A 19,992-nucleotide genomic window follows, 5' to 3' on the forward strand; every position below is an offset into this window, starting at 1 on the left:
TTAAAACAAATCCTCTTTTAAGCTCTTCGCAGGAAATCTAAACGGCACAGGGCCATCCGCGTCACCTTGCAAAAATTGCTGCACTCTCGGATCGCTGTTGTTGTACAGCTCATCAGGCGCACCAGCAGCAATGATTTTTCCATCAGCCATCAGATAAACCCAATCGGCAATACTCATCACCTCAGGCACATCATGAGAAACGACAATAGAGGTCAAGCCCAAAGCTTGATTGAGATTACGGATCAGCTCAACTAAGACGCCCATAGTGATCGGGTCTTGGCCAACAAACGGCTCATCGTACATGATAAGTTCAGGATCCAATGCGATCGCACGAGCCAACGCAGCACGTCTCGCCATCCCACCAGACAATTCACTCGGCATCAATTGCGCAGCACCTCGTAACCCTACCGCTTCAAGCTTAAGTAATACGATGGTACGAATGAATTTTTCGTTAAGTTCAGTGTGCTCTCGCAGCGGAAACGCCACATTATCAAAGACATTAAGATCAGTAAAAAGTGCACCCGATTGGAAAAGCATGCTCATTTTCTTGCGGGCTTGATATAGCTTACGACGTGATAATGCAGGGATGTTGTCGCCATCAAACCAAATTTCGCCCTCATCTGGCGGTAATTGTCCGCCAATCAAACGCAGCAAGGTCGTTTTACCGATCCCTGACGGGCCCATGATTGCGGTTATTTTGCCTTGAGGCACCTCTAAACTGATGTCATCAAAGATAACGCGCTCACCGCGTGAGAAGCTGAGGTTCTTAACTTTCACAAGCTCAGTGTTCAACATATTTTTGTTGTTTCCTTGCTTTAAAATACGCCAATTATGGCTGCAATAATAATGAGTCTACTTTAGAATTAAAAGCACTGTTCAATTAATTCATATTAAACAGGAATCTATGCAGGGATTTGAAAGCATTAGAAAATTATCTATTGAGCTCTCTTTCTTGCCTGCTAACTGGTAATTAATTTGCCGAGTGACTTCCCTTTTATCTAGCAACAGGTCAAAATTAGCGGTTAATTCTCCGTTTTTTATTAATTTTTTAGGAATCATCATGCTTGAAGCGATTGCGTTTCTTATTATCGGTCTAGGTTTTTTGGTGTGGAGTGCAGATAAGCTGGTTTACGGCGCCGCTGCTCTTGCTCGCAACTTTGGTATCTCACCATTAGTTATCGGTATGACGATTCTAGCAATGGGGTCTTCGGCTCCTGAAATGATGGTTTCAGCAACAGCTGCTCTTGATGGAAAAACAGATACAGCTGTAGGTAACGTTCTCGGTTCAAACATCGCTAACATCGCACTGATTTTGGGTATTACAGCGCTTATCAAACCGCTATCAATTAGCTCTGGTGTGATTCGCCGTGAACTACCATTGATGATTGGTGTCACTCTACTAGCGGGCGCTTTGCTGTGGGACAACCATTTAGGGTTCTACGAAGGCGTATTGTTGTTTGTTCTTTTTGCCGCATTCTTATTCGCGATGCTGCAAATCAGCCGCAGTGAGAAAAAGAACGGCGATGCCTTCCTTGAAGAACAAGAATCTGAAGTTCCTGAAGGCGTGAGCAACCCTAAAGCCGCAATGTGGGTGGTAGTTGGTCTGATAATACTGCCTCTAGCTGCCAACATGTTGGTTGATAACGCCGTTGTTATCGCGAAATTCTTTGGCATGAGCGACCTTGTGATTGGTTTAACCATTATTGCCGTTGGTACAAGTCTGCCTGAGCTAGCAGCATCTCTTGCAGGTGTAATGAAAGGTGAAGATGACATGGCCGTGGGTAATATCATTGGCTCGAACGTATTCAACATCCTTGCTGTTATGGGTATCCCTGGCATCCTCAACCCTTCAGTCTTGAGCGAGTTTGCGATGGGTCGTGATTTCTGGGTAATGCTAGGTGTATCGCTACTGCTTGTCGTCATGGCGCTAGGTAAATCACGTAGTGTGAATCGTATTGAAGGCGGTGTGTTAATAGTGACATTCGTGGCCTACCAAGCTTACCTACTTATGAACATGTCAGCTTAATTATTGATTTAACTTCCCGTACTTGGAGTATTTAATGTCTCAGTCATTCGATTATCGCAGTGTTGCAAAGCAAGTTTTGGAAACCGAAGTTGCAGGTCTTACTCAATTGGACCAATATTTTAATGATGACTTTTGCAAAGCTTGCGACCTTATCCTGAACAACAAAGGAAAAGTAGTTGTGATGGGCATGGGAAAATCTGGCCACATCGGCAAAAAAATAGCAGCAACACTAGCAAGTACTGGGACATCCGCTTTCTTCGTACACCCAGGGGAGGCTGCGCACGGTGACTTAGGAATGATCGGGGCTGGCGATGTTGTGATAGCAATATCCAACTCTGGCGAATCAGGTGAAATCCTAAGCTTATTCCCGGTATTGAAGCGTTTGAACATCAAGATTATCAGCATGACAGGTAAGCCAGCATCAAACATGGCGACTTTGTCTGATATTCATTTACAAATATCAGTACCAGAAGAAGCGTGTCCACTTGGTCTTGCGCCAACAACCAGTACAACGGCTACCTTGGTGATGGGTGATGCATTAGCCGTCGCACTGTTACAAGCCAGAGGCTTTACTGCGCAAGATTTTGCTTTGTCTCATCCTGGCGGCGCTTTGGGTCGACAACTATTATTGAAGCTTGAAGATATCATGCATACGGGCGATGCACTCCCAGTGGTAGCACCGAAAGCATTGGTACGAGACGCTCTTTTGGAGATATCTCAAAAAGGCTTGGGGATGACGGCTGTCGTGGGTGAAGACGGTCTAATGGCCGGTATTTTTACTGATGGTGATTTGCGCCGTATCCTAGACAAGCGCATCGATATCCATGACACGCAGATCGGCGACGTGATGACGCTAAATCCGACGGTAGCAGAACCAAACATGCTCGCGGTTGAGGGTTTGAACTTGATGCAAGCTAAGAGCATCAATGGCCTAATGCTGTGCCATGAAGGCAAACTAGTCGGAGCGTTAAACATGCATGACTTACTGAAAGCAGGAGTAATGTAATGACACAGACAGTCGAAACTCTATACGGCACGGTAGATTCAGAAGTGTTTGCCGTAGCAAAAGAGATCAAATTGCTTATTTGCGATGTCGATGGCGTATTCTCAGATGGTCGCATCTACATGGGCAACAACGGTGAAGAACTGAAAACCTTCCACACTCGTGATGGCTATGGCATTAAGTCACTGATGAACGCTGGTATCGAAATCGCGATCATCACTGGCCGTAAATCTCAAATTGTTGAGAATCGAATGACCGCTCTCGGTATTAAGCTTATTTACCAAGGTCAGGATGATAAAGTTAAGGCATACCAAGATATTTGCGATAAGCTTTCTGTAAACCCTGAAAATACGGGCTACATCGGAGACGATCTGATCGACTGGCCTGTGATGGAAAAAGTTGGCTTGAAAGTATGTGTTGCAGATGGTCATCCACTACTTGCAAAGCGTGCAAATTACGTGACAACCATTAACGGTGGTCACGGTGCGGTACGTGAAGTTTGCGACCTTATTTTACAAGCAAGAAATGAACTCGACGTGCATAAAGGTTTAAGCATATGAGTTTTACTCGTATTATCTATTTAATACTCATATTTATTGCCTCTTGGTCGACCTATTACTTGTATGACAAAGAGCAAACATCAACGATACAAGTGGCTCCAAATTTGGAGCTGCCCGCGTTTAGTGGCAAAAGCCTAAACAACATTAGCTATGACGAAAGCGGTATTCGTAGCTATCAGGTTGAATCGACGTATTTAGAACACTACTCAGTGGTTGGCGATACGCACTTTCAAAACCCGGTTCTTTCGGTATTCCGAGAAGGGCACACGATTGAATGGCAAGTCACCGCTGATCGCGCGATTATGGATGAGAATCAAGTTGTCACGTTTTATGACAACGTCGTGGCAAAGAACCTGTTGCCAGAAGCCAGCTTCGATACAATGACCACAGATAAAATGGTTGTTGAGCTGCCTAGCCGAGATTTTTATTCAGAGACTCCGGTCCATATGATCGGTACATTTTTTGAAACTGAGGGACAAGCAATGAAAGGTAACTTCGGTACCAACAATGCAACCCTCTTTAATTCTGTTCAAGGTAGATATGAAACTCTTACACCTTAGTTTATTCGCTTTGACCCTTGCGGCGCCTAATGTCTATGCCCTTTCTTCGGATAGCGAGCAACCTGTCTACATTGACTCAGACAGCCAGCAATTGGATATGAAAAGTAACCAAGTGACTTTCCTTGGTGATGTAAACCTTAAGCAAGGCAGCATCAATATCAATGCCGATAAGGTTATTGTTACCCGCAACGCCGTAAACGGTGAGATTGAAGAAATTCAAGGCTTCGGTAAGCCAGCGACCTTCTCTCAACTGACTGACGACGGGAAGACACTCTACGGTGAAGCTGATGACTTACATTACCAGCTTGTTGCCGACAAATTGATCATGACTAAGAATGCAATGCTATCTCAAGATGGCAGCATCATTCGTGGCTCTAAGATCACCTACCAGATCGGCTCTCAAAAATTAGTCGCTGACAGTGGTGAAAACAAACGAGTGTCAACGGTTTTACAACCAACGGAAGTGAATAAGTAACGATGGCTGTTCTTAAAGCAAAAAACCTAGCGAAAACCTACAGCAAGCGCAAAGTTGTTACCGATGTAAGCTTGCAGGTAGAGTCAGGCCAGATCGTTGGTCTGCTTGGCCCTAACGGTGCGGGGAAAACGACCTCTTTCTATATGATAGTTGGCCTGGTTGCGCGTGATGAAGGAACTATCAGCATTGACGACCGTGACATCAGTATCTTGCCAATGCACAGTCGTTCTCGTCTTGGTATCGGTTACCTACCGCAAGAAGCATCGATTTTCCGTAAATTGTCTGTTGAGAACAACATCATGGCCGTTTTACAAACCCGTGATGAGATGACTAACGAACAGCGCCAAGATAAGCTGGAAGACCTTCTAGAAGAGTTCCACATCCAACATATCCGCACCAGTAATGGTATGGCTCTGTCAGGTGGTGAGCGTCGTCGTGTGGAGATTGCTCGAGCTCTAGCAGCAAACCCGCAATTCATTCTGCTGGATGAACCGTTTGCCGGTGTTGACCCGATCTCAGTTATCGATATCAAGAAAATCATTGTTCACCTACGTGATCGCGGCTTGGGCGTTTTGATTACCGATCACAACGTTCGTGAAACATTAGATGTGTGTGAAAAAGCTTACATCGTAAGCCAAGGACACCTGATCGCTGAGGGTACTCCTGAAGATGTTCTCAATAACGAACAAGTTAAACAAGTTTATCTAGGCGAACAATTCCGTCTATGATTATATAGAGAGTATCGAGAGTTCTAAGAATAATAACTAGGTAAGTCACACTGAATGAAACCCTCATTACAACTTAAGCTAGGCCAACAGTTAGCAATGACTCCTCAATTGCAGCAAGCGATTCGTTTGTTGCAATTGTCTACTTTAGATTTGCAGCAAGAGATTCAAGAAGCACTTGAATCTAATCCACTACTCGATGTCGAAGAAGGCAATGAAGATACGCCTACATCGGAAGAGAAACCTAGCAGTGACGAGAAAGAAACAGTTGAAGCCACAGAGCAAGATTTACCTGATAGTTCAGACTTAATCGAAAAATCAGAAATTGGCAACGAACTAGAAATCGACACAACTTGGGAAGACGTCTACAGCGCCAACACAGGTAACACTGGTATTGCGATTGATGACGACATGCCTGTTTATCAAGGCGAAACGACTCAAAGCCTACACGATTACCTACTTTGGCAACTCGACCTAACACCATTCTCTGAAACTGACCGAAGCATTGCTTTCGCGCTGATTGATGCCATTGATGACTATGGCTACCTCACCGTATCTTGTGAAGATATCCTTGAAAACTTCGATAGCGAAGAAGTAGAGCTTGATGAGATTGAAGCCGTCCGCAAACGAGTTCAGCAGTTTGACCCGCTGGGTGTCGGTTCAGTAAACCTACAAGATTGCTTGTTACTGCAACTGGCAACCTTTCCCCAGGATACCCCTTGGCTTAATGAAGCTAAGTTAGTACTTACTAGCCACATCGACCAACTCGGTAACCGCGATTACAAATTAGTCATCAAAGAAACCAAGCTGAAAGAAGCGGAACTACGTGAGGTTCTGCAACTGATTCAGCAACTGGATCCTCGACCAGGCAGTAAGATTACACCGGACGAAACTGAATATGTGGTTCCAGACGTAACGGTGTTCAAAGATCTTGGAAAGTGGTTAGTCACCATTAACCCTGATAGTGTCCCTAAGCTGAAAGTAAATCAGCAATATGCCGCTCTTGGTAGCAAGGGCAGCAGCGCAGACAACCAATTCATTCGCTCAAATTTGCAAGAAGCAAAATGGCTAATCAAAAGCTTAGAAAGCCGAAATGAGACGCTACTCAAAGTTGCGCGATGCATTGTTGAACATCAGCGTGATTTCTTCGAACATGGCGAAGAAGCGATGAAGCCAATGGTTCTGAATGATGTTGCGTTAGCCGTTGATATGCACGAATCCACGATCTCTCGTGTGACGACTCAAAAATTCATGCACACGCCACGTGGCATCTTCGAACTCAAATACTTTTTCTCAAGCCATGTCAGCACTGACAATGGCGGTGAATGTTCATCTACAGCAATTCGCGCACTCATTAAGAAGCTTGTCGCAGCGGAAAATACCGCGAAGCCTCTCAGTGACAGTAAGATTGCTGCTTTACTGGCTGACCAAGGAATTCAGGTAGCTAGACGTACCATAGCGAAATACCGTGAGTCTCTGGGCATTGCCCCATCGAGTCAGCGTAAACGCCTGCTATAAGCTAATTTAGTTAGCTATTTAGTTAACTATTAATTTAGTTATAACCTGGCAACCAACTGAAAAGGAAAGTCTATGCAAATCAATATTCAAGGCCATCACGTTGATCTTACCGATTCAATGCAAGACTATGTTCGCACTAAATTCGACAAACTTGAGCGCTTCTTTGATCATATCAATAGCGTTCAGGTTGTTTTAAAAGTTGAGAAAATCAATCAAATCGCGGAAGCTACCCTGCATATAAATCAGGGGGAAATCCATGCGACAGCAACTGATGAAAGCATGTATGCCGCGATTGATTCATTGGTTGATAAACTCGTCCGCCAACTCAACAAGCACAAAGAAAAGCTAAGTAGTCACTAACATGCAATTAAGCGAAGTACTTTCATTGGACTGCACCAAAAGTGCAGTCCAATGCACAAGCAAAAAAAGAGCCCTTGAGCTCATCAGTCAGATCGCTGCAGAAAGCTGTGGTCAAGATTCAACAGAACTGTTTGAGTGCATGTTGAGCCGTGAAAAAATGGGCAGTACTGGTATTGGTAATGGCATCGCTATTCCTCATGCTCGTATGAATGTCAGTGATAAAGCGATAGCTGTATTACTACAATGCCAAGACCCAATCGAATTTGATGCGATTGATAATCGTCCTGTCGACCTACTATTTGCCCTGCTTGTTCCAAGTGAACAGTGCAAGGAACATCTAAAAACCCTTTCATGTATGGCAGAACGACTTAACGACAAGCAGACTCTTAAAAAGTTGCGTAATGCTCAAAGCGATCAAGAGCTTTACGACATCATGATCCAAGTGCCAACTTGCGAGCAATAACATGCGATTAATCGTTGTGAGTGGCCAATCTGGGGCCGGTAAAAGTGTTGCGTTACGAGTCCTTGAAGACTTGGGGTATTACTGTGTTGATAATCTTCCAGTAAACCTGCTAAGCGACTTCGTCGAATCGGTACGCGAGATCAATCAAAACGTCGCTGTTAGCATTGATATTCGCAACCTACCGAAAGAACCGCAGTTAGTTACAGAGACACTAGAACAACTAGAAGCCGCCACTGATATTGATGTGAACGTTTTGTTCCTAGACGCAAGTAAGCAAACGCTACTCAAACGCTACAGCGAAACACGCAGAATCCATCCTTTGTCGATCGGTCAGGAAAAGTTATCTCTTGAGCAAGCGATTGATTTAGAAAAGACACTCCTAACACCTCTCGCAGAACAAGCCAGCATTGTGATTGACAGCAGTGACTGCAACCTCTATGAATTGAGCGAAAAGGTTCGATTTAAAGTTGAAGGTAAAGAGAAGCAAGAGCTGATCATTGTCTTTCAATCTTTCGGTTTCAAATACGGACTACCAAGTGATGCCGACTATGTGTTTGATGTTCGCTTTTTGCCGAATCCTCACTGGGAACCCGCACTGCGACCATTAACGGGTCTTGATGCACCCATTCACTCTTTTCTTGAAAAACATTCAGAAGTTCTTGAACTCAAGCAGCAAATTCAAGGCTTTGTTGAGCAATGGTTGCCAATGCTAGAGAAGAATAATCGCAGTTATCTAACGGTCGCGATTGGTTGTACTGGCGGTAAACACCGCTCGGTTTACCTAACTCAGAAAATTGGTGAATACTTCGAACAACTTGGCCATCAAGTTCAAATCAGACACGCCTCCCTAGAGAAGCACCAACAGGGCTAACCATGGAATTAACTCGAACTGTACTGATCCAAAATCGCTTGGGTCTTCACGCTAGAGCAGCCGTAAAATTGGTTGAGCTTGCACAAAGCTTTGATGCAACCATCACTATCCATAGTGAAGAAGATAAAACGGCAACAGCAGACAGTGTAATGGGGCTACTTATGCTGGAGTCGGCGCAAGGGCAACACATCACCATCCAAGCCGCAGGCACCGATTCACAGCAAGCGCTTGATGCCGTTTGTCACCTAATTGAAGACCGGTTTGATGAAGGCGAGTAGCAAAAACGCTTCACTCACAACATCTAGAACTCAAACCACGCATCAACCAATATTAATTCTTAGTTCTACCTAAGTTAATGATTTAAATAAGCCCCAGAATTAAGTTACTATTCCAAGCATTGTTAGAATAATGAGATAGGAGGAAAATATGGCAGAGCAATTAGAATTCGACCAAGCTCACCAAACCCTCCAAGAAGTCAGCGAAGCCCTAGAAAACGGCCGATTTGTTCACGTACGCCGACAACTTCAGGATATGGAACCTGAGGATATTGCACACCTTTTAGAAGCCTCCCCTCGCAAAAGTCGTGACGTACTCTGGCAACTCACCGACCCTGAAGACTACGGTGAAATTCTTGATGAACTAAACGAAGACGTCAAAGATGCTCTTGTGTCAAAAATGGCACCAGAGACCTTGGCAGAAGCAACAGAAGGCATGGAAACCGATGACGTCGCGTACGTACTTCGAAGCCTACCTGACGATGTTTCTCGCGAAGTCCTTTCTCAAATGGACTCCGTTGATCGTGCTTTAGTTGAAACCGCACTATCGTACCCAGAAGATTCAGCGGGTGCGTTAATGAACACCGACGTAATCACGATACGTGGTGATGTCGATGTTGAGGTCGTACTGCGTTATTTACGCATGCGTGGTGAATTACCTGACGCTACCGATGCATTGTATGTTATCGATGACGACGAACGCCTCATTGGTAACCTATCGCTCAGCACACTGATTACGACTCAGCCTGATGTGTCTGTTTCAGAAGTGATGGAAGATGCCGACGAAGCGATCGCAGTTGAAACCAGTGCCTCTGATATCGCCAGCCTGTTCGAACGTCGTAACTGGGTGTCAGCTCCTGTTGTCGATGTAAATCAACACCTTGTCGGTCGTATCACGATCGATGATGTGGTTGATGTTATCCGTGAAGATGCCGAACACTCAATGATGAGTATGGCGGGTATGGACGATGACGAAGATACCTTCGCTCCGGTCGTCAAATCTGCTCGTCGTCGTAGTGTATGGCTAGGCGCAAACGTTTTGGCAGCACTCGCGGCAGCGTCTGTGTCTAACATGTTTGAGGCGACACTGAATGAGATGGCCGCGATTGCTGTTTTGATGACTATCGTACCGTCCATGGGTGGGGTTGCAGGTAACCAAACCGTCGCTCTAGTGATTCGTGGTTTAGCGCTTGGTCACATTGGTGACAGTAACAAACGCGAACTGCTACTCAAAGAAGCCTCTATCGGCTTCCTTAACGGTATTCTATGGGCCGTTATCATTGGCGGCATAGTGGTTGCTTGGAAAGGCAATTGGATCTTGGGAGGCATCATCTCAGCAGCGATGATGACAAACTTGATTGTCGCGGGTATCGCCGGTGTAACCATTCCTGTGATGCTGAAGAAGATGAATATCGACCCTGCCCTTGCAGGCGGTATGGCTCTGACCACAGTAACCGATGTGATTGGCCTATCGGTATTCTTAGGCCTAGCCACGATACTTATCTAACTCATGCTTATCTAGTGTGAATAAACAGATAGCCTATTCTAAGACGAGATGCTGAATACAAAAAGGGAGCCAGAGGCTCCCTTTTTAATAGGTCAGATTTACGCTTCAGGTTTGAGCTTCAGGTTTAAACTAAAGCAAATTAAGCAAATTACTCACCCGCGACTTTCATCGATTCAAGCAAGATAGAACCGGTTTGAATTTGTGAACGAGTTTCAACGTCGTTACCTACCGCTACAATCTGAGTGAACATATCTTTTAGATTGCCCGCGATCGTCACTTCCGATACTGGGTATTGGATCTCTCCGTTCTCAACCCAGAAACCTGCAGCACCACGAGAATAATCACCTGTCACGGTATTAACGCCTTGACCCATCACTTCAGTCACAAGAAAGCCTGTGCCTAACTCTTTTAGCATCTGCTCAAAGTTTTGACCGGTCGATTTAACGAACCAGTTATGAATACCACCCGCATGACCTGTTGGCGTCATATCCATTTTACGTGCGGCGTAGCTCGTTAGCAGGTAAGTTGCTAACACACCGTCGGTGATGATTTCACGATCTTGAGTGAACACACCTTCGCTATCGAATGGGCTTGAAGCCAAACCACGTAAGATATGGGGACGCTCAGAGATATTGAACCAATCTGGCAAGATTTTCTGACCTAGATGATCCAGTAAGAACGAAGACTTACGGTAAAGATTACCACCGCTAATTGCCATCACAAGGTGGCCAATTAGACCTGTAGCGACATCGTTCGCGAACATAATTGGATATTGGCCTGTTGGTAGCTTTTTAGCATCCAAACGGCTGATGGTTTTTTCTGCCGCTTCTTGACCAACACGCTCAGGCGCCCATAGCTCATCACGATGACGTGCAACGGTGTAGCTGTAGTCACGTTCCATTTCACCATTAACGCCTTGTCCAATCACACAGCAGCTCGTGCTATGGCGGCTTGAGGCGTAGCTTGCTAGTAAGCCATGGCTGTTACCATAAACCTTAACACCATAGTGACTGTCGTAGCTTGCACCATCACTTTGTTTGATCTTGTCGCTATAAGCTAGCGCTTGCTTCTCAGCAGCAATCGCAATCTCAGCGGCATAGTCAGGGTTTGGTTCATCAGGGTGGAAAAGATCCAAATCTGGAATTTCTTTTACCATGTATTCTTTTGCGGCAGGACCTGCAAATGGGTCTTCAGAAGTGTACTGAGCGATATCAAGCGCAGCCGCGACTGTTTGAGCAATTGCCTTTTCACTCAGATCAGATGTAGATGCGCTGCCTTTTTTCTGGCCGCGGTAAACAGTAATACCTAGAGCACCATCACTATTAAATTCAACGTTTTCCACTTCACACATACGTGTTGAAACACTTAAACCCGTTGACTTAGTAATAGCGACCTCAGCTGCGTCTGCACTCACTGATGCCATATCCAACGCTTTAGCTACTGCGGCTTCTAGCTCAACTCTTTGCTGGGCGACTTGCTGTTTTACATCCATATCTATTCTAATTTTTTAGGTCAATATTACGTAGGATAACAAGAATTTCGCTTTCTCCCCAAGATTCTTGCTAAAATAGGCAATATATTCGTTTGAGATAGTGACATAGGCAGAAAAGATGGCTCGCAAAAACCAAAAAGCCCCATGGGAACCAGAAGAAGAAATCATCTGGGTAAGTAAGACAGAAATGAAAACGGACATGGATGCCCTGCAAAAGCTGGGAGAAGAGCTTGTTGAACTAAAGCCTTCTATTCTTGATAAGTTCCCTTTGTCTGAAGACCTGGCACAAGCGATTAAAGATGCACAACGCTTTAAAAATGAAGCAAAGCGCCGTCAGCTTCAATACATTGGTAAAGTAATGCGCAATGTAGATCCAGAGCCAATTCAAGCGGCTTTAGATAAAATTCGCAACAAACACTCTCAAGCAACAGTTGAACTGCACAAACTAGAACAACTGCGTGACCGCGTTGTTGCAGAAGGTGATGCTGCCATTTCTGACGTTATGGAAATGTACCCTGAAGCAGACCGTCAACGTCTTCGTCAGCTAGCTCGCCAAGCTAACAAAGAGAAATCAGCAAACAAGCCAGCGAAGTCTTCTCGCGAGATCTTCCAAATCTTAAAAGAGCTAAAGCAAGGCGACTAATCTTCGTCTCCCTTTGCTCAGAAAGATAATAAAAGACCTAGCACATGCTAGGTCTTTTTGTTTTCGACTTACTCAATATCAAAAGCCATCAAGACCAATACTCAGTCGTCACTCACCCGCTTTAACAAACGAGCTTAATTCTTGCTGTGGATGAGTAGCGGTCAGTACCTCTATCGAGTCTTCAACCAACACCTTACCTAGCGCCACAAAAATAAACTTATTCGCGATACTGCGTGCATCACCTAAATGGTGAGTCACCATCAATACCGTAATATTTCGTTCTGCCGCTAATCGCTTCACTAAGCTAAGCATCTCCTCGCGCAGCAAAGGATCAAGCGCAGAGAAAGGCTCATCAAGCAACCAGATATCATGAGGCTGAACAAAACAGCGGGCTAACGCGACACGTTGGCGCTGGCCACCCGATAAATGCTCAGGCAATCTATCTAAATACTCTGCAACACCTACTTGTGCGGCTGCTTGCTCAACTTTGAGCTTTTGGGTTGCCGTAAGCTTTAATCCTGGATGCAGCCCTAAACCAATATTTTCACGTACGGTGAGATGAGCAAAAAGATTGTGTTCTTGGAACAGCATAGCCAATGGGCGTTGATGTGCTTCTTTACCAATAAGCGATTGTCCTGCCACTGATATCTCACCCGATGTAGGCTCTATGAATCCCGCGACTAGCGCCAACAACGTTGATTTACCAGCGCCACTCGGCCCCATCAACGCGACAATGTCGCCCTGCTCAGCTTGAAAATCAAAGCAAAACAACTCTCGGTGATAGTGGTAGTCCACCTCTTTCATCACTAACATCATCGGTTCCTTAACTCTTTAGCATTGGGCTTTGAACTTCGAGTAAATAAAAATTCTATTAAGCTAAAACTGCCCACACTCAGCAGCAGTAAACTCACCGAAACCACCGCGGCAGCTTCCATTTGATAGCTGCCTAACAATTGGAATAGATACAAAGGCAGCGTTCTAAAATCTTGGCTACCAAACAAGGCAATAGCGCTCAAGTCCCCCATCGCCAGCATAAAGCTAATAGAGAAGGCTTGCGCCATTGGTTTACGTAGTGCGCGCCACTCCACCAGCCTAAAACGTGTGAAACCTGTCATACCCAAGCTTGCACACACGTATTGATACTGTTGAGATAAATGCAACATAGGTTGAGCTAAGGTTTTAATCACATAAGGCAGTGCCATTAAGCTATTTACTGCAATCACAATAAAGAAAGCTAAGCTAAATACATCGGTAAATGAACGCAGTAATAAGAAGAGTCCCGTACTGATCACTAACCCTGGAGTCACTAAGATAATGGTACCAATCAGCTCGATTTTATCGGCTCTAAAGTTCTTATTCTGCAAACGCCATGCACGACTGGTCAGCAGTATCGCAATACCAATACCGACAGCAATAACACTTGCTAAGGACGCAACTTTAACTGAGGTCATTAGTGCAGCCCAAAACGGTTCGCTGCTGAGCACAGTCAGTGCTTGTGAGTTAATACCACTGACGATAACCATGGCTAATGGCGGCAATACCAGCATTGAGACTACTATGATCCAAAAGCTATCCCAAGCTTTTGACCACCAGCAGTCCTTAACCAAATATTTCTCTTCCGACAACTGACTGGCCGTCACTGAAATAGGTTTCGACAGTCGCTGAATACTCACGGCGAGCACACCACACAGCAGCATTTGCCATATCGCGAGCAAGGCACCAGCCTGTAAGTCAAAGTCGAATTTAATCGCTTGATAAATAGCGAGTTCGATAGTGGTCGATTTCGGACCTCCACCTAGCGCCATCACGGTAGCAAAGCTAGTAAAGCACAACATGAAGACTAAGCCACATACATGAGGCAGCTGTTGTCTCAATCGCGGCCATTCGACCCATTTAAATTTATTCCAATGACTCATACCCAAATGAGCACACAGCTTATGTTGCTCGGCAGGCACGGTATCTAAAGCTTGTAAAAGTAAACGACTGGCATAGGGAAGATTAAAGAAGACATGTGCGAGCAAAATGCCATTCAACCCATAAATCGAGAATGGTAATTCAATATCGAAGTTCGCCAGAAATTTAGCTAACCAACCACTGTTGCCATAAATTGCAAGCAAACCAAACACACCGACTAACACAGGCAGAACCAAGGTCGACGCGAACAGCCTTAACAACAGAGCTCGCCCAAAAAATTGCCTGCGACACAAAGCATGAGCAATAGGTATAGCAAAGCCAACACTCAGCACAGTTGAGAGTGTCGCTTGATAAAAACTGAATTTCGTTACATGCCAATAGTAAGGATCGGACCATACTTGGCTGATATCAAGAGAAGGGGCATTGCTAAGCAATGCCCCAACTGCTGAAACCACAAAGGCGGTAATGAGTATCGCAACCCAGATCCCGACCTTAGGTGTTTTCTTTATCATAAATTGATTTTTTACCGTAAGTGGTTCACTCAGTTAATATCAAACGAACCTTTAAATACAGAAAGTTAGAAAGCTGAATTTTAGGAAACTCATCTTTAGAAAGTTAAGCTAGAAAGCTAATCTTTTAAAAAGTAAGTGCACTCTGCCATTCACGAATCCATGGCTTACGCTTAGCAGCGATTTCTTCAGGCGTAAAACTCAAAGCTTTCTGCGGTACTGTTAACTGATCAAACCCTTTTGGTAGCTCGATATCCGTCACTGGGTACATCCAGTTGCCCGTTGGCATCGCAGATTGGAATTCATCACTTAGGATAAACGCCATAAACTCATCGGCAAGCTTTTCGTTCTTGCTGCCTTTAACTTTCGCTGCCACTTCCACTTGAGTGTAATGACCTTCTTCAAAGCTTGCTGCTGCGTACTTAGAATCACTTTCTGCAATGATGTGGTAAGCCGGAGAAGTCGTGTAAGACAAGACTAAGTCCGACTCACCCTTTAAGAACATAGAGTAAGCTTCAGACCAACCTTTAGTCACAGTAACCGTTTTCTGAGCGAGCTTCTTCCAAGCTGCTGTCGCTTCATCACCGTATACTGACTTCATCCATAGCATCATGCCTTGACCCGGCGTTGATGTACGTGGGTCTTGGTAGATAACCTTGAGATCATCACGCTGCTCAACCAGTTCTTTCAAGCTCTTAGGCGGGTTTGCCAACTTCTCTTTGTTGTAAACAAAAGCAAAGTAGCCAAAGTCATAAGGGACAAAAGTACTGTCATTCCAACCATTCGGAAGTGTCACTGAAGACGTATCAACATTGTGCTCAGCCAATAAGCCCGTCGCTTTCGCTTCTGCCATCAGATTGTTATCTAAACCTAACACGATATCTGCTTTGCTGTTACCGCCTTCAAGGCGCAAGCGGTTCAAAATAGACACGCCATCTTCTAGCGCGACAAAGTTCACATCGCAGCCACACTTCTCTTCAAATGCTTTTTCAACGGCAGGACGAGGGCCCCAATCCGCAGCAAAAGAGTCATAGGTATATACAGTTAAGGTATTGTCTGCAGCAAAGGCAGAAAAAGAGATGGCTGTAGTAACAGCAAGAGTTGTTAATGTGAATTTCACTGGACGCTCTCCATGGTCTGAGCGGCACAGGTTTGAGGGAGGAGAACGGTAGAAGTTGTTCCTAACTCAATTCCTACGCCAGCATTATCTGGTTCAGGTTTACGGGTCCCAAGCACTTGCTTGATCTCAGCTCGCATTCATTATTTGAATGGTTCGCTCCCCGATGAGTGTTCAGAATTGTAATTCGAATTTTAACAATAAGCTATCAAGTTTGGATCAATTACGTTGATCGTAACCCCAACGTGGCACTAAACCTTGCTCGATGCCAAGATGATCCAAAATGCGCGCCACCATAAAATCGACCAGATCTTCAATCGACTTGGGTTGATGATAAAAACCCGGAGCGGCAGGCATGATCGTCACGCCCATAGTCGATAGCTTATGCATGTTCTCTAAGTGCAGCGTCGAGAATGGCGTCTCACGAACCACCAACAACAGTTGGCCTCGTTCTTTCATGACCACATCTGCAGCACGCTCAATCAGATTATCTGACAGGCCATGAGCAATTGAAGCCAAGCTTCCCGCTGAGCATGGGCAAACGACCATCTGCTTCGGCGCTGCAGAACCAGAGGCAACCGGTGAGAACCAATCATCTTTGCCACACACCACCAGCTTTTCTGGGTCGCAGCCTAAATGCTTAACCAAAGCTTGTTTCGCGGCATCGGGCCCTGCAGGTAACTTAAGTTCATGCTCGGTCGCCAACACCACTCTCGCTGCCGAAGATATCAGTAAATAGACCTGATAATCCGCCGCCAAAAGGCATTCAAGTAAACGCAGGCCATAAGGCGCACCTGATGCGCCAGTGAAAGCGAGGGTTATAGCTTTATCGTGTTTTGTCATGTTCTCAATTACTTCAAAATATAAGGTCGTGGATGCCGTTAGCCTTTGAGTGCCAACGCATCCAACAATTTCTGGTGAATACCACCAAAGCCACCATTACTCATTACTAAGATTTGGTCGCCCGCTTGTGCCTCTGAGACAATTCTAGCAACGAATGCATCCATGTCATCACTTACATGTGCGGGTTGATGGCACGCATTGGCAACATCTTGTACAGACCAATCAATATTATCCGGTTGGAATAAGTAGGTAGAATCCGCCTGTTTGAGCGAATCAGCCAAGGTTTCTTTATGCACACCACGCTTCATAGTGGCAGAACGAGGCTCTAAAACAGCAATGATTTTTTTCGTATCGACCTTATTACGTAAGCCACCCAGAGTAAGTTCAATCGCTGTAGGATGATGAGCAAAATCGTCATAGACAGAAACACCTGCCACTTCGCCTTTAAACTCTAAGCGACGCTTGGTATTAATGAAAGTCGCCAGTGATTCACATCCTAAGTCGGGTGTCACACCAACATGTCTTGCCGCCGCAATCGCCATCAAGGCGTTACTTACGTTATGATCGCCAACCAAATCCCAGTCTACGGTTCCAACACATTCGTCTTGGAAATAAACCTCAAATTTGGAGCCATCTTTAACCAGTTTCTTGGCATCCCAATCGCCAAGTTCGCCGCTCGATTCAGTCTCACTCCAACACCCACGAGATAGAACATCTTCAATAGCCGTATCTTGCTTCGGTGAGAAAATACGACCATTACTTGGCACAGTGCGAACCAAATGATGGAACTGTCGCTTGATCGCTTCAAGATCATCAAAGATATCCGCATGATCGAACTCAAGATTATTCATGACCAAGGTTCTTGGGTGGTAATGAACGAACTTAGATCGTTTATCGAAAAAAGCACTGTCGTATTCGTCGGCTTCAACCACGAAGAACATGCTTTCACCAAGGCGAGCAGAGATACCAAAGTTACCCAACACACCGCCAACTAAGAAGCCCGGTGCATAGCCACAGTCTTCCAAGATCCAAGCCAACATGCTTGATGTAGTGGTCTTGCCATGCGTTCCCGAGACCGCAAGAACCCAACGGTCATGCAGTAGAAATTCTTGCAACCATTGCGGGCCTGATGTGTATCTAAGGTTATTGTCCAATACATACTCAACACACGGGTTACCACGGCTCATGGCATTACCGATAACCACGAGATCAGGCCTTGGCTCTAATTGACTAGGGTCGAACCCTTCAATAATTTCAATCCCTTGCGATTCCAACAAAGTGCTCATTGGAGGGTAAACATTCGCGTCACTACCCGTAACCTTGTGACCTAATTGACGAGCCAATACCGCGGCACCACCCATGAAGGTGCCACAAATTCCTAAGATGTGAATATGCATATATTGCTTCCAAACGCTTGGCTAAATGAGCCATGTCTAAATCAAACTACTTGCACTCATTATCATTAAATGGCGATTAAAAGCGAGCAGCAATGCAAAACAAATTTAGTCGACATAGTAAGTGAGATCTGTGTCGCTTAGTTCATTACCATTAAAAAGATCTAACCTTTAGAATTTAGGTAAGCGTCTAGATGAATAAAGCCCACTCAAGAGGCCTAATCTACAGTGCTCAAATCCCCCCTAATATTGAGAGAAGTTTAAGGAAATAACATGTCTGAGATGCGCACCCTTGGTGAGTTCATTGTTGCAAAACAAAGTGACTTTCCCCATGCAAGTGGTGATCTATCATCCCTTTTGTCATCAATTCGTCTTGCTGCGAAAATTGTTAACCGTGAAATCAACAAAGCAGGTCTTGTCGACATTACTGGCGCTGTTGGTACAGACAACGTTCAAGGTGAAGAGCAACAAAAGCTAGACCTTTACGCGAACGACAAATTTAAAGCGGCTCTAGAAGCTCGTGACCAAGTTTGTGGCGTTGCAAGTGAAGAAGAAGACGAAGCTGTTGCCTTCAATAAAGAGCTCAACAAAAACGCAAAATACGTTGTTCTGATGGATCCACTTGATGGTTCTTCAAACATCGATGTGAATGTATCGGTTGGTACGATTTTCTCTATCTACCGCCGAGTGTCACCGATTGGTACCCCACCAACACAAGAAGATTTCCTACAACCTGGACACAAACAAGTCGCAGCTGGTTACGTAATTTACGGTTCTTCAACCATGCTTGTTTACACAACAGGCGCTGGCGTCAATGGTTTCACCTACGACCCATCACTGGGTACCTTCTGTCTATCTCATGAAAACATGATGATCCCTGATGAAGGTAAGATCTACTCGATCAACGAAGGTAACTACTTCCGCTTCCCTACGGGTGTTAAAAAGTACATCAAGTACTGCCAAGAAGATGAGCCAAGTGATAACCGCCCTTACACTTCTCGTTACATTGGTTCTCTAGTATCAGATTTCCACCGTAACCTGCTGAAAGGTGGCATCTACTTATACCCAAGCACACAAAGCCACCCTCAAGGTAAACTGCGTTTGCTTTACGAGTGCAACCCAATTGCTTTCCTTATGGAACAAGCGGGTGGTATCGCTTCAGACGGTGCTCAACGTATCATGGACATCAAACCAACTGAGTTACACCAACGTGTACCTTTCTTTGTTGGCTCAACAGACATGGTTCGCAAAGTAGAAGAGTTTCTTGAGCTTAACCGAGACTAATTCTCTCGCTTATTTCTCGAAATAGCGTCACTAAAAAAGCCAGCATTTATATGCTGGCTTTTTGTTTGATAACTCAAGGATATATAGCGGCTAACCGTTGTTTCGCTTACACCAGTCACCCGAAAGTATTTCTTTATTAGCTGTTAGATCAAGCTGATACAAATATACCCATGCTAATCCAAATATAGTCTCTATTTGCTCGCGACGATACTCAACAGGAACATCTTCTAGCCGATCGAGCGACTCCAAAATTTCGTCGTTAATGACATAGACCTCGCCAGCGACACTTTTCTTTCCGAAAATCATCGCCGGATACGCAACTAAATCAAAAAGTGCGTATTCCTCAGGTGTGTCAAACCTTCCTAAACACTCACACTGTTTTAAATAGTGGTGGTTTGATTGGTCTTTTCTCAATGTCCCATAAACAAAAACGAGGTGCTGCATACTCACTCC

The 19,992-nt window shown here is 44.9% G+C and carries 22 protein-coding genes and 1 riboswitch; of the genes, 14 read left to right on the forward strand and 8 right to left on the reverse strand.

All coding sequences use genetic code 11. The annotated features are described in order from the left end of the window. Window positions 1-795, reverse strand: a complete 795-nt coding sequence (mlaF, locus tag M4S28_RS15705) for a phospholipid ABC transporter ATP-binding protein MlaF (RefSeq protein ID WP_004735311.1) — start codon at window positions 793-795, stop codon at window positions 1-3. A 265-nt stretch (window positions 796-1,060) separates the two neighbouring features. On the opposite strand from mlaF, the gene M4S28_RS15710 reads away from it, so the two are divergent. The 12 genes from M4S28_RS15710 to mgtE all read left to right on the forward strand — a co-directional run bounded on the left by M4S28_RS15710 (window position 1,061) and on the right by mgtE (window position 10,343). Continuing rightward, window positions 1,061-2,026: a calcium/sodium antiporter gene (locus M4S28_RS15710; protein ID WP_004735309.1), complete on the forward strand. Its 966-nt coding sequence runs from the start codon at window positions 1,061-1,063 to the stop codon at window positions 2,024-2,026. 34 nt (window positions 2,027-2,060) lie between these two features. Further along, complete coding sequence (locus M4S28_RS15715) at window positions 2,061-3,032, forward strand: KpsF/GutQ family sugar-phosphate isomerase (RefSeq protein WP_017086695.1); 972 nt, start codon at window positions 2,061-2,063, stop codon at window positions 3,030-3,032. Then, entirely contained in the window at window positions 3,032-3,589 is a 558-nt protein-coding gene (gene kdsC, locus M4S28_RS15720; protein ID WP_004735307.1) for a 3-deoxy-manno-octulosonate-8-phosphatase KdsC, read from the forward strand. The genes M4S28_RS15715 and kdsC overlap by 1 nt, the downstream gene beginning before the upstream one ends. After that, window positions 3,586-4,149: an LPS export ABC transporter periplasmic protein LptC gene (gene lptC, locus M4S28_RS15725; RefSeq protein WP_004735306.1), complete on the forward strand. Its 564-nt coding sequence runs from the start codon at window positions 3,586-3,588 to the stop codon at window positions 4,147-4,149. The genes kdsC and lptC overlap by 4 nt, the downstream gene beginning before the upstream one ends. Further along, a complete protein-coding gene (lptA, locus tag M4S28_RS15730) occupies window positions 4,130-4,624 on the forward strand; it encodes a lipopolysaccharide transport periplasmic protein LptA (RefSeq protein WP_004735305.1) in 495 nt (164 codons plus the stop codon). The genes lptC and lptA overlap by 20 nt, the downstream gene beginning before the upstream one ends. Before the next feature lie 2 nt (window positions 4,625-4,626). Further along, entirely contained in the window at window positions 4,627-5,352 is a 726-nt protein-coding gene (gene lptB / locus M4S28_RS15735) for an LPS export ABC transporter ATP-binding protein (protein WP_004735304.1), read from the forward strand. Between the two features lie 54 nt (window positions 5,353-5,406). Then, a complete protein-coding gene (locus M4S28_RS15740; RefSeq protein ID WP_004735303.1) occupies window positions 5,407-6,867 on the forward strand; it encodes an RNA polymerase factor sigma-54 in 1,461 nt (486 codons plus the stop codon). Between the two features lie 72 nt (window positions 6,868-6,939). Beyond that, on the forward strand, window positions 6,940-7,227 hold the full coding sequence (gene hpf, locus M4S28_RS15745) for a ribosome hibernation promoting factor (RefSeq protein ID WP_004735302.1): 288 nt from the start codon (window positions 6,940-6,942) through the stop codon (window positions 7,225-7,227). Between the two features lies 1 nt (window position 7,228). Continuing rightward, window positions 7,229-7,690: a PTS IIA-like nitrogen regulatory protein PtsN gene (gene ptsN, locus M4S28_RS15750; protein ID WP_004735301.1), complete on the forward strand. Its 462-nt coding sequence runs from the start codon at window positions 7,229-7,231 to the stop codon at window positions 7,688-7,690. Window position 7,691: 1 nt separating this feature from the next. Continuing rightward, entirely contained in the window at window positions 7,692-8,561 is an 870-nt protein-coding gene (gene rapZ, locus M4S28_RS15755; RefSeq protein ID WP_004735300.1) for an RNase adapter RapZ, read from the forward strand. Window positions 8,562-8,563: 2 nt separating this feature from the next. Next, entirely contained in the window at window positions 8,564-8,839 is a 276-nt protein-coding gene (locus tag M4S28_RS15760) for an HPr family phosphocarrier protein (RefSeq protein ID WP_004735299.1), read from the forward strand. A gap of 148 nt (window positions 8,840-8,987) precedes the next feature. Next, window positions 8,988-10,343: a magnesium transporter gene (gene mgtE, locus M4S28_RS15765; protein WP_004735298.1), complete on the forward strand. Its 1,356-nt coding sequence runs from the start codon at window positions 8,988-8,990 to the stop codon at window positions 10,341-10,343. Between the two features lie 148 nt (window positions 10,344-10,491). Here mgtE and pmbA read toward each other — a convergent pair whose 3' ends face one another. After that, window positions 10,492-11,835: a metalloprotease PmbA gene (gene pmbA, locus M4S28_RS15770; protein ID WP_249632078.1), complete on the reverse strand. Its 1,344-nt coding sequence runs from the start codon at window positions 11,833-11,835 to the stop codon at window positions 10,492-10,494. Window positions 11,836-11,953: 118 nt separating this feature from the next. On the opposite strand from pmbA, the gene yjgA reads away from it, so the two are divergent. Beyond that, window positions 11,954-12,478, forward strand: a complete 525-nt coding sequence (gene yjgA, locus M4S28_RS15775; protein WP_017083748.1) for a ribosome biogenesis factor YjgA — start codon at window positions 11,954-11,956, stop codon at window positions 12,476-12,478. A gap of 108 nt (window positions 12,479-12,586) precedes the next feature. Here yjgA and thiQ read toward each other — a convergent pair whose 3' ends face one another. The 5 genes from thiQ to mpl all read right to left on the reverse strand — a co-directional run bounded on the left by thiQ (window position 12,587) and on the right by mpl (window position 18,258). Beyond that, entirely contained in the window at window positions 12,587-13,291 is a 705-nt protein-coding gene (gene thiQ / locus M4S28_RS15780) for a thiamine ABC transporter ATP-binding protein (RefSeq protein ID WP_249632079.1), read from the reverse strand. After that, window positions 13,291-14,904 carry a thiamine/thiamine pyrophosphate ABC transporter permease ThiP gene (gene thiP / locus M4S28_RS15785; RefSeq protein WP_249632080.1) on the reverse strand — a complete coding sequence of 538 codons (1,614 nt, stop codon included), beginning with the start codon at window positions 14,902-14,904 and terminating at the stop codon, window positions 13,291-13,293. The genes thiQ and thiP overlap by 1 nt, the downstream gene beginning before the upstream one ends. 124 nt (window positions 14,905-15,028) lie before the next feature. Further along, entirely contained in the window at window positions 15,029-16,021 is a 993-nt protein-coding gene (thiB, locus tag M4S28_RS15790; RefSeq protein WP_102535151.1) for a thiamine ABC transporter substrate binding subunit, read from the reverse strand. A gap of 53 nt (window positions 16,022-16,074) precedes the next feature. Beyond that, window positions 16,075-16,194: riboswitch (TPP riboswitch) on the reverse strand. Between the two features lie 43 nt (window positions 16,195-16,237). Next, complete coding sequence (locus tag M4S28_RS15795) at window positions 16,238-16,861, reverse strand: flavin prenyltransferase UbiX (RefSeq protein ID WP_016787846.1); 624 nt, start codon at window positions 16,859-16,861, stop codon at window positions 16,238-16,240. Between the two features lie 38 nt (window positions 16,862-16,899). Continuing rightward, window positions 16,900-18,258, reverse strand: coding sequence for a UDP-N-acetylmuramate:L-alanyl-gamma-D-glutamyl-meso-diaminopimelate ligase (gene mpl, locus M4S28_RS15800; RefSeq protein WP_061023526.1), 1,359 nt, complete (start codon window positions 18,256-18,258; stop codon window positions 16,900-16,902). A 270-nt stretch (window positions 18,259-18,528) separates the two neighbouring features. Here mpl and fbp point away from each other — a divergent pair, with 270 nt between their 5' ends. Then, window positions 18,529-19,539: a class 1 fructose-bisphosphatase gene (fbp, locus tag M4S28_RS15805; RefSeq protein WP_004735289.1), complete on the forward strand. Its 1,011-nt coding sequence runs from the start codon at window positions 18,529-18,531 to the stop codon at window positions 19,537-19,539. Between the two features lie 90 nt (window positions 19,540-19,629). Here the strand turns inward: fbp and M4S28_RS15810 are convergent, their stop codons facing one another. Next, a complete protein-coding gene (locus tag M4S28_RS15810; RefSeq protein WP_249632081.1) occupies window positions 19,630-19,983 on the reverse strand; it encodes a gamma-glutamylcyclotransferase family protein in 354 nt (117 codons plus the stop codon). Window positions 19,984-19,992: the final 9 nt, after the last annotated feature.

It is taken from the genome of Vibrio sp. J383 (assembly GCF_023503985.1).
GTDB lineage: Bacteria > Pseudomonadota > Gammaproteobacteria > Enterobacterales > Vibrionaceae > Vibrio > Vibrio splendidus.

Bases quoted from the DNA above. Each gene is read 5' to 3' on its own strand.
- mlaF (WP_004735311.1), bottom strand. From the start codon at position 795: ATGTTGAACACTGAGCTTGTGAAAGTTAAGAACCTCAGCTTCTCACGC.
- M4S28_RS15710 (WP_004735309.1), top strand. From the start codon at position 1,061: ATGCTTGAAGCGATTGCGTTTCTTATTATCGGTCTAGGTTTTTTGGTG.
- M4S28_RS15715 (WP_017086695.1), top strand. From the start codon at position 2,061: ATGTCTCAGTCATTCGATTATCGCAGTGTTGCAAAGCAAGTTTTGGAA.
- kdsC (WP_004735307.1), top strand. From the start codon at position 3,032: ATGACACAGACAGTCGAAACTCTATACGGCACGGTAGATTCAGAAGTG.
- lptC (WP_004735306.1), top strand. From the start codon at position 3,586: ATGAGTTTTACTCGTATTATCTATTTAATACTCATATTTATTGCCTCT.
- lptA (WP_004735305.1), top strand. From the start codon at position 4,130: ATGAAACTCTTACACCTTAGTTTATTCGCTTTGACCCTTGCGGCGCCT.
- lptB (WP_004735304.1), top strand. From the start codon at position 4,627: ATGGCTGTTCTTAAAGCAAAAAACCTAGCGAAAACCTACAGCAAGCGC.
- M4S28_RS15740 (WP_004735303.1), top strand. From the start codon at position 5,407: ATGAAACCCTCATTACAACTTAAGCTAGGCCAACAGTTAGCAATGACT.
- hpf (WP_004735302.1), top strand. From the start codon at position 6,940: ATGCAAATCAATATTCAAGGCCATCACGTTGATCTTACCGATTCAATG.
- ptsN (WP_004735301.1), top strand. From the start codon at position 7,229: ATGCAATTAAGCGAAGTACTTTCATTGGACTGCACCAAAAGTGCAGTC.
- rapZ (WP_004735300.1), top strand. From the start codon at position 7,692: ATGCGATTAATCGTTGTGAGTGGCCAATCTGGGGCCGGTAAAAGTGTT.
- M4S28_RS15760 (WP_004735299.1), top strand. From the start codon at position 8,564: ATGGAATTAACTCGAACTGTACTGATCCAAAATCGCTTGGGTCTTCAC.
- mgtE (WP_004735298.1), top strand. From the start codon at position 8,988: ATGGCAGAGCAATTAGAATTCGACCAAGCTCACCAAACCCTCCAAGAA.
- pmbA (WP_249632078.1), bottom strand. From the start codon at position 11,835: ATGGATGTAAAACAGCAAGTCGCCCAGCAAAGAGTTGAGCTAGAAGCC.
- yjgA (WP_017083748.1), top strand. From the start codon at position 11,954: ATGGCTCGCAAAAACCAAAAAGCCCCATGGGAACCAGAAGAAGAAATC.
- thiQ (WP_249632079.1), bottom strand. From the start codon at position 13,291: ATGTTAGTGATGAAAGAGGTGGACTACCACTATCACCGAGAGTTGTTT.
- thiP (WP_249632080.1), bottom strand. From the start codon at position 14,904: ATGATAAAGAAAACACCTAAGGTCGGGATCTGGGTTGCGATACTCATT.
- M4S28_RS15795 (WP_016787846.1), bottom strand. From the start codon at position 16,861: ATGACAAAACACGATAAAGCTATAACCCTCGCTTTCACTGGCGCATCA.
- mpl (WP_061023526.1), bottom strand. From the start codon at position 18,258: ATGCATATTCACATCTTAGGAATTTGTGGCACCTTCATGGGTGGTGCC.
- fbp (WP_004735289.1), top strand. From the start codon at position 18,529: ATGTCTGAGATGCGCACCCTTGGTGAGTTCATTGTTGCAAAACAAAGT.
- M4S28_RS15810 (WP_249632081.1), bottom strand. From the start codon at position 19,983: ATGCAGCACCTCGTTTTTGTTTATGGGACATTGAGAAAAGACCAATCA.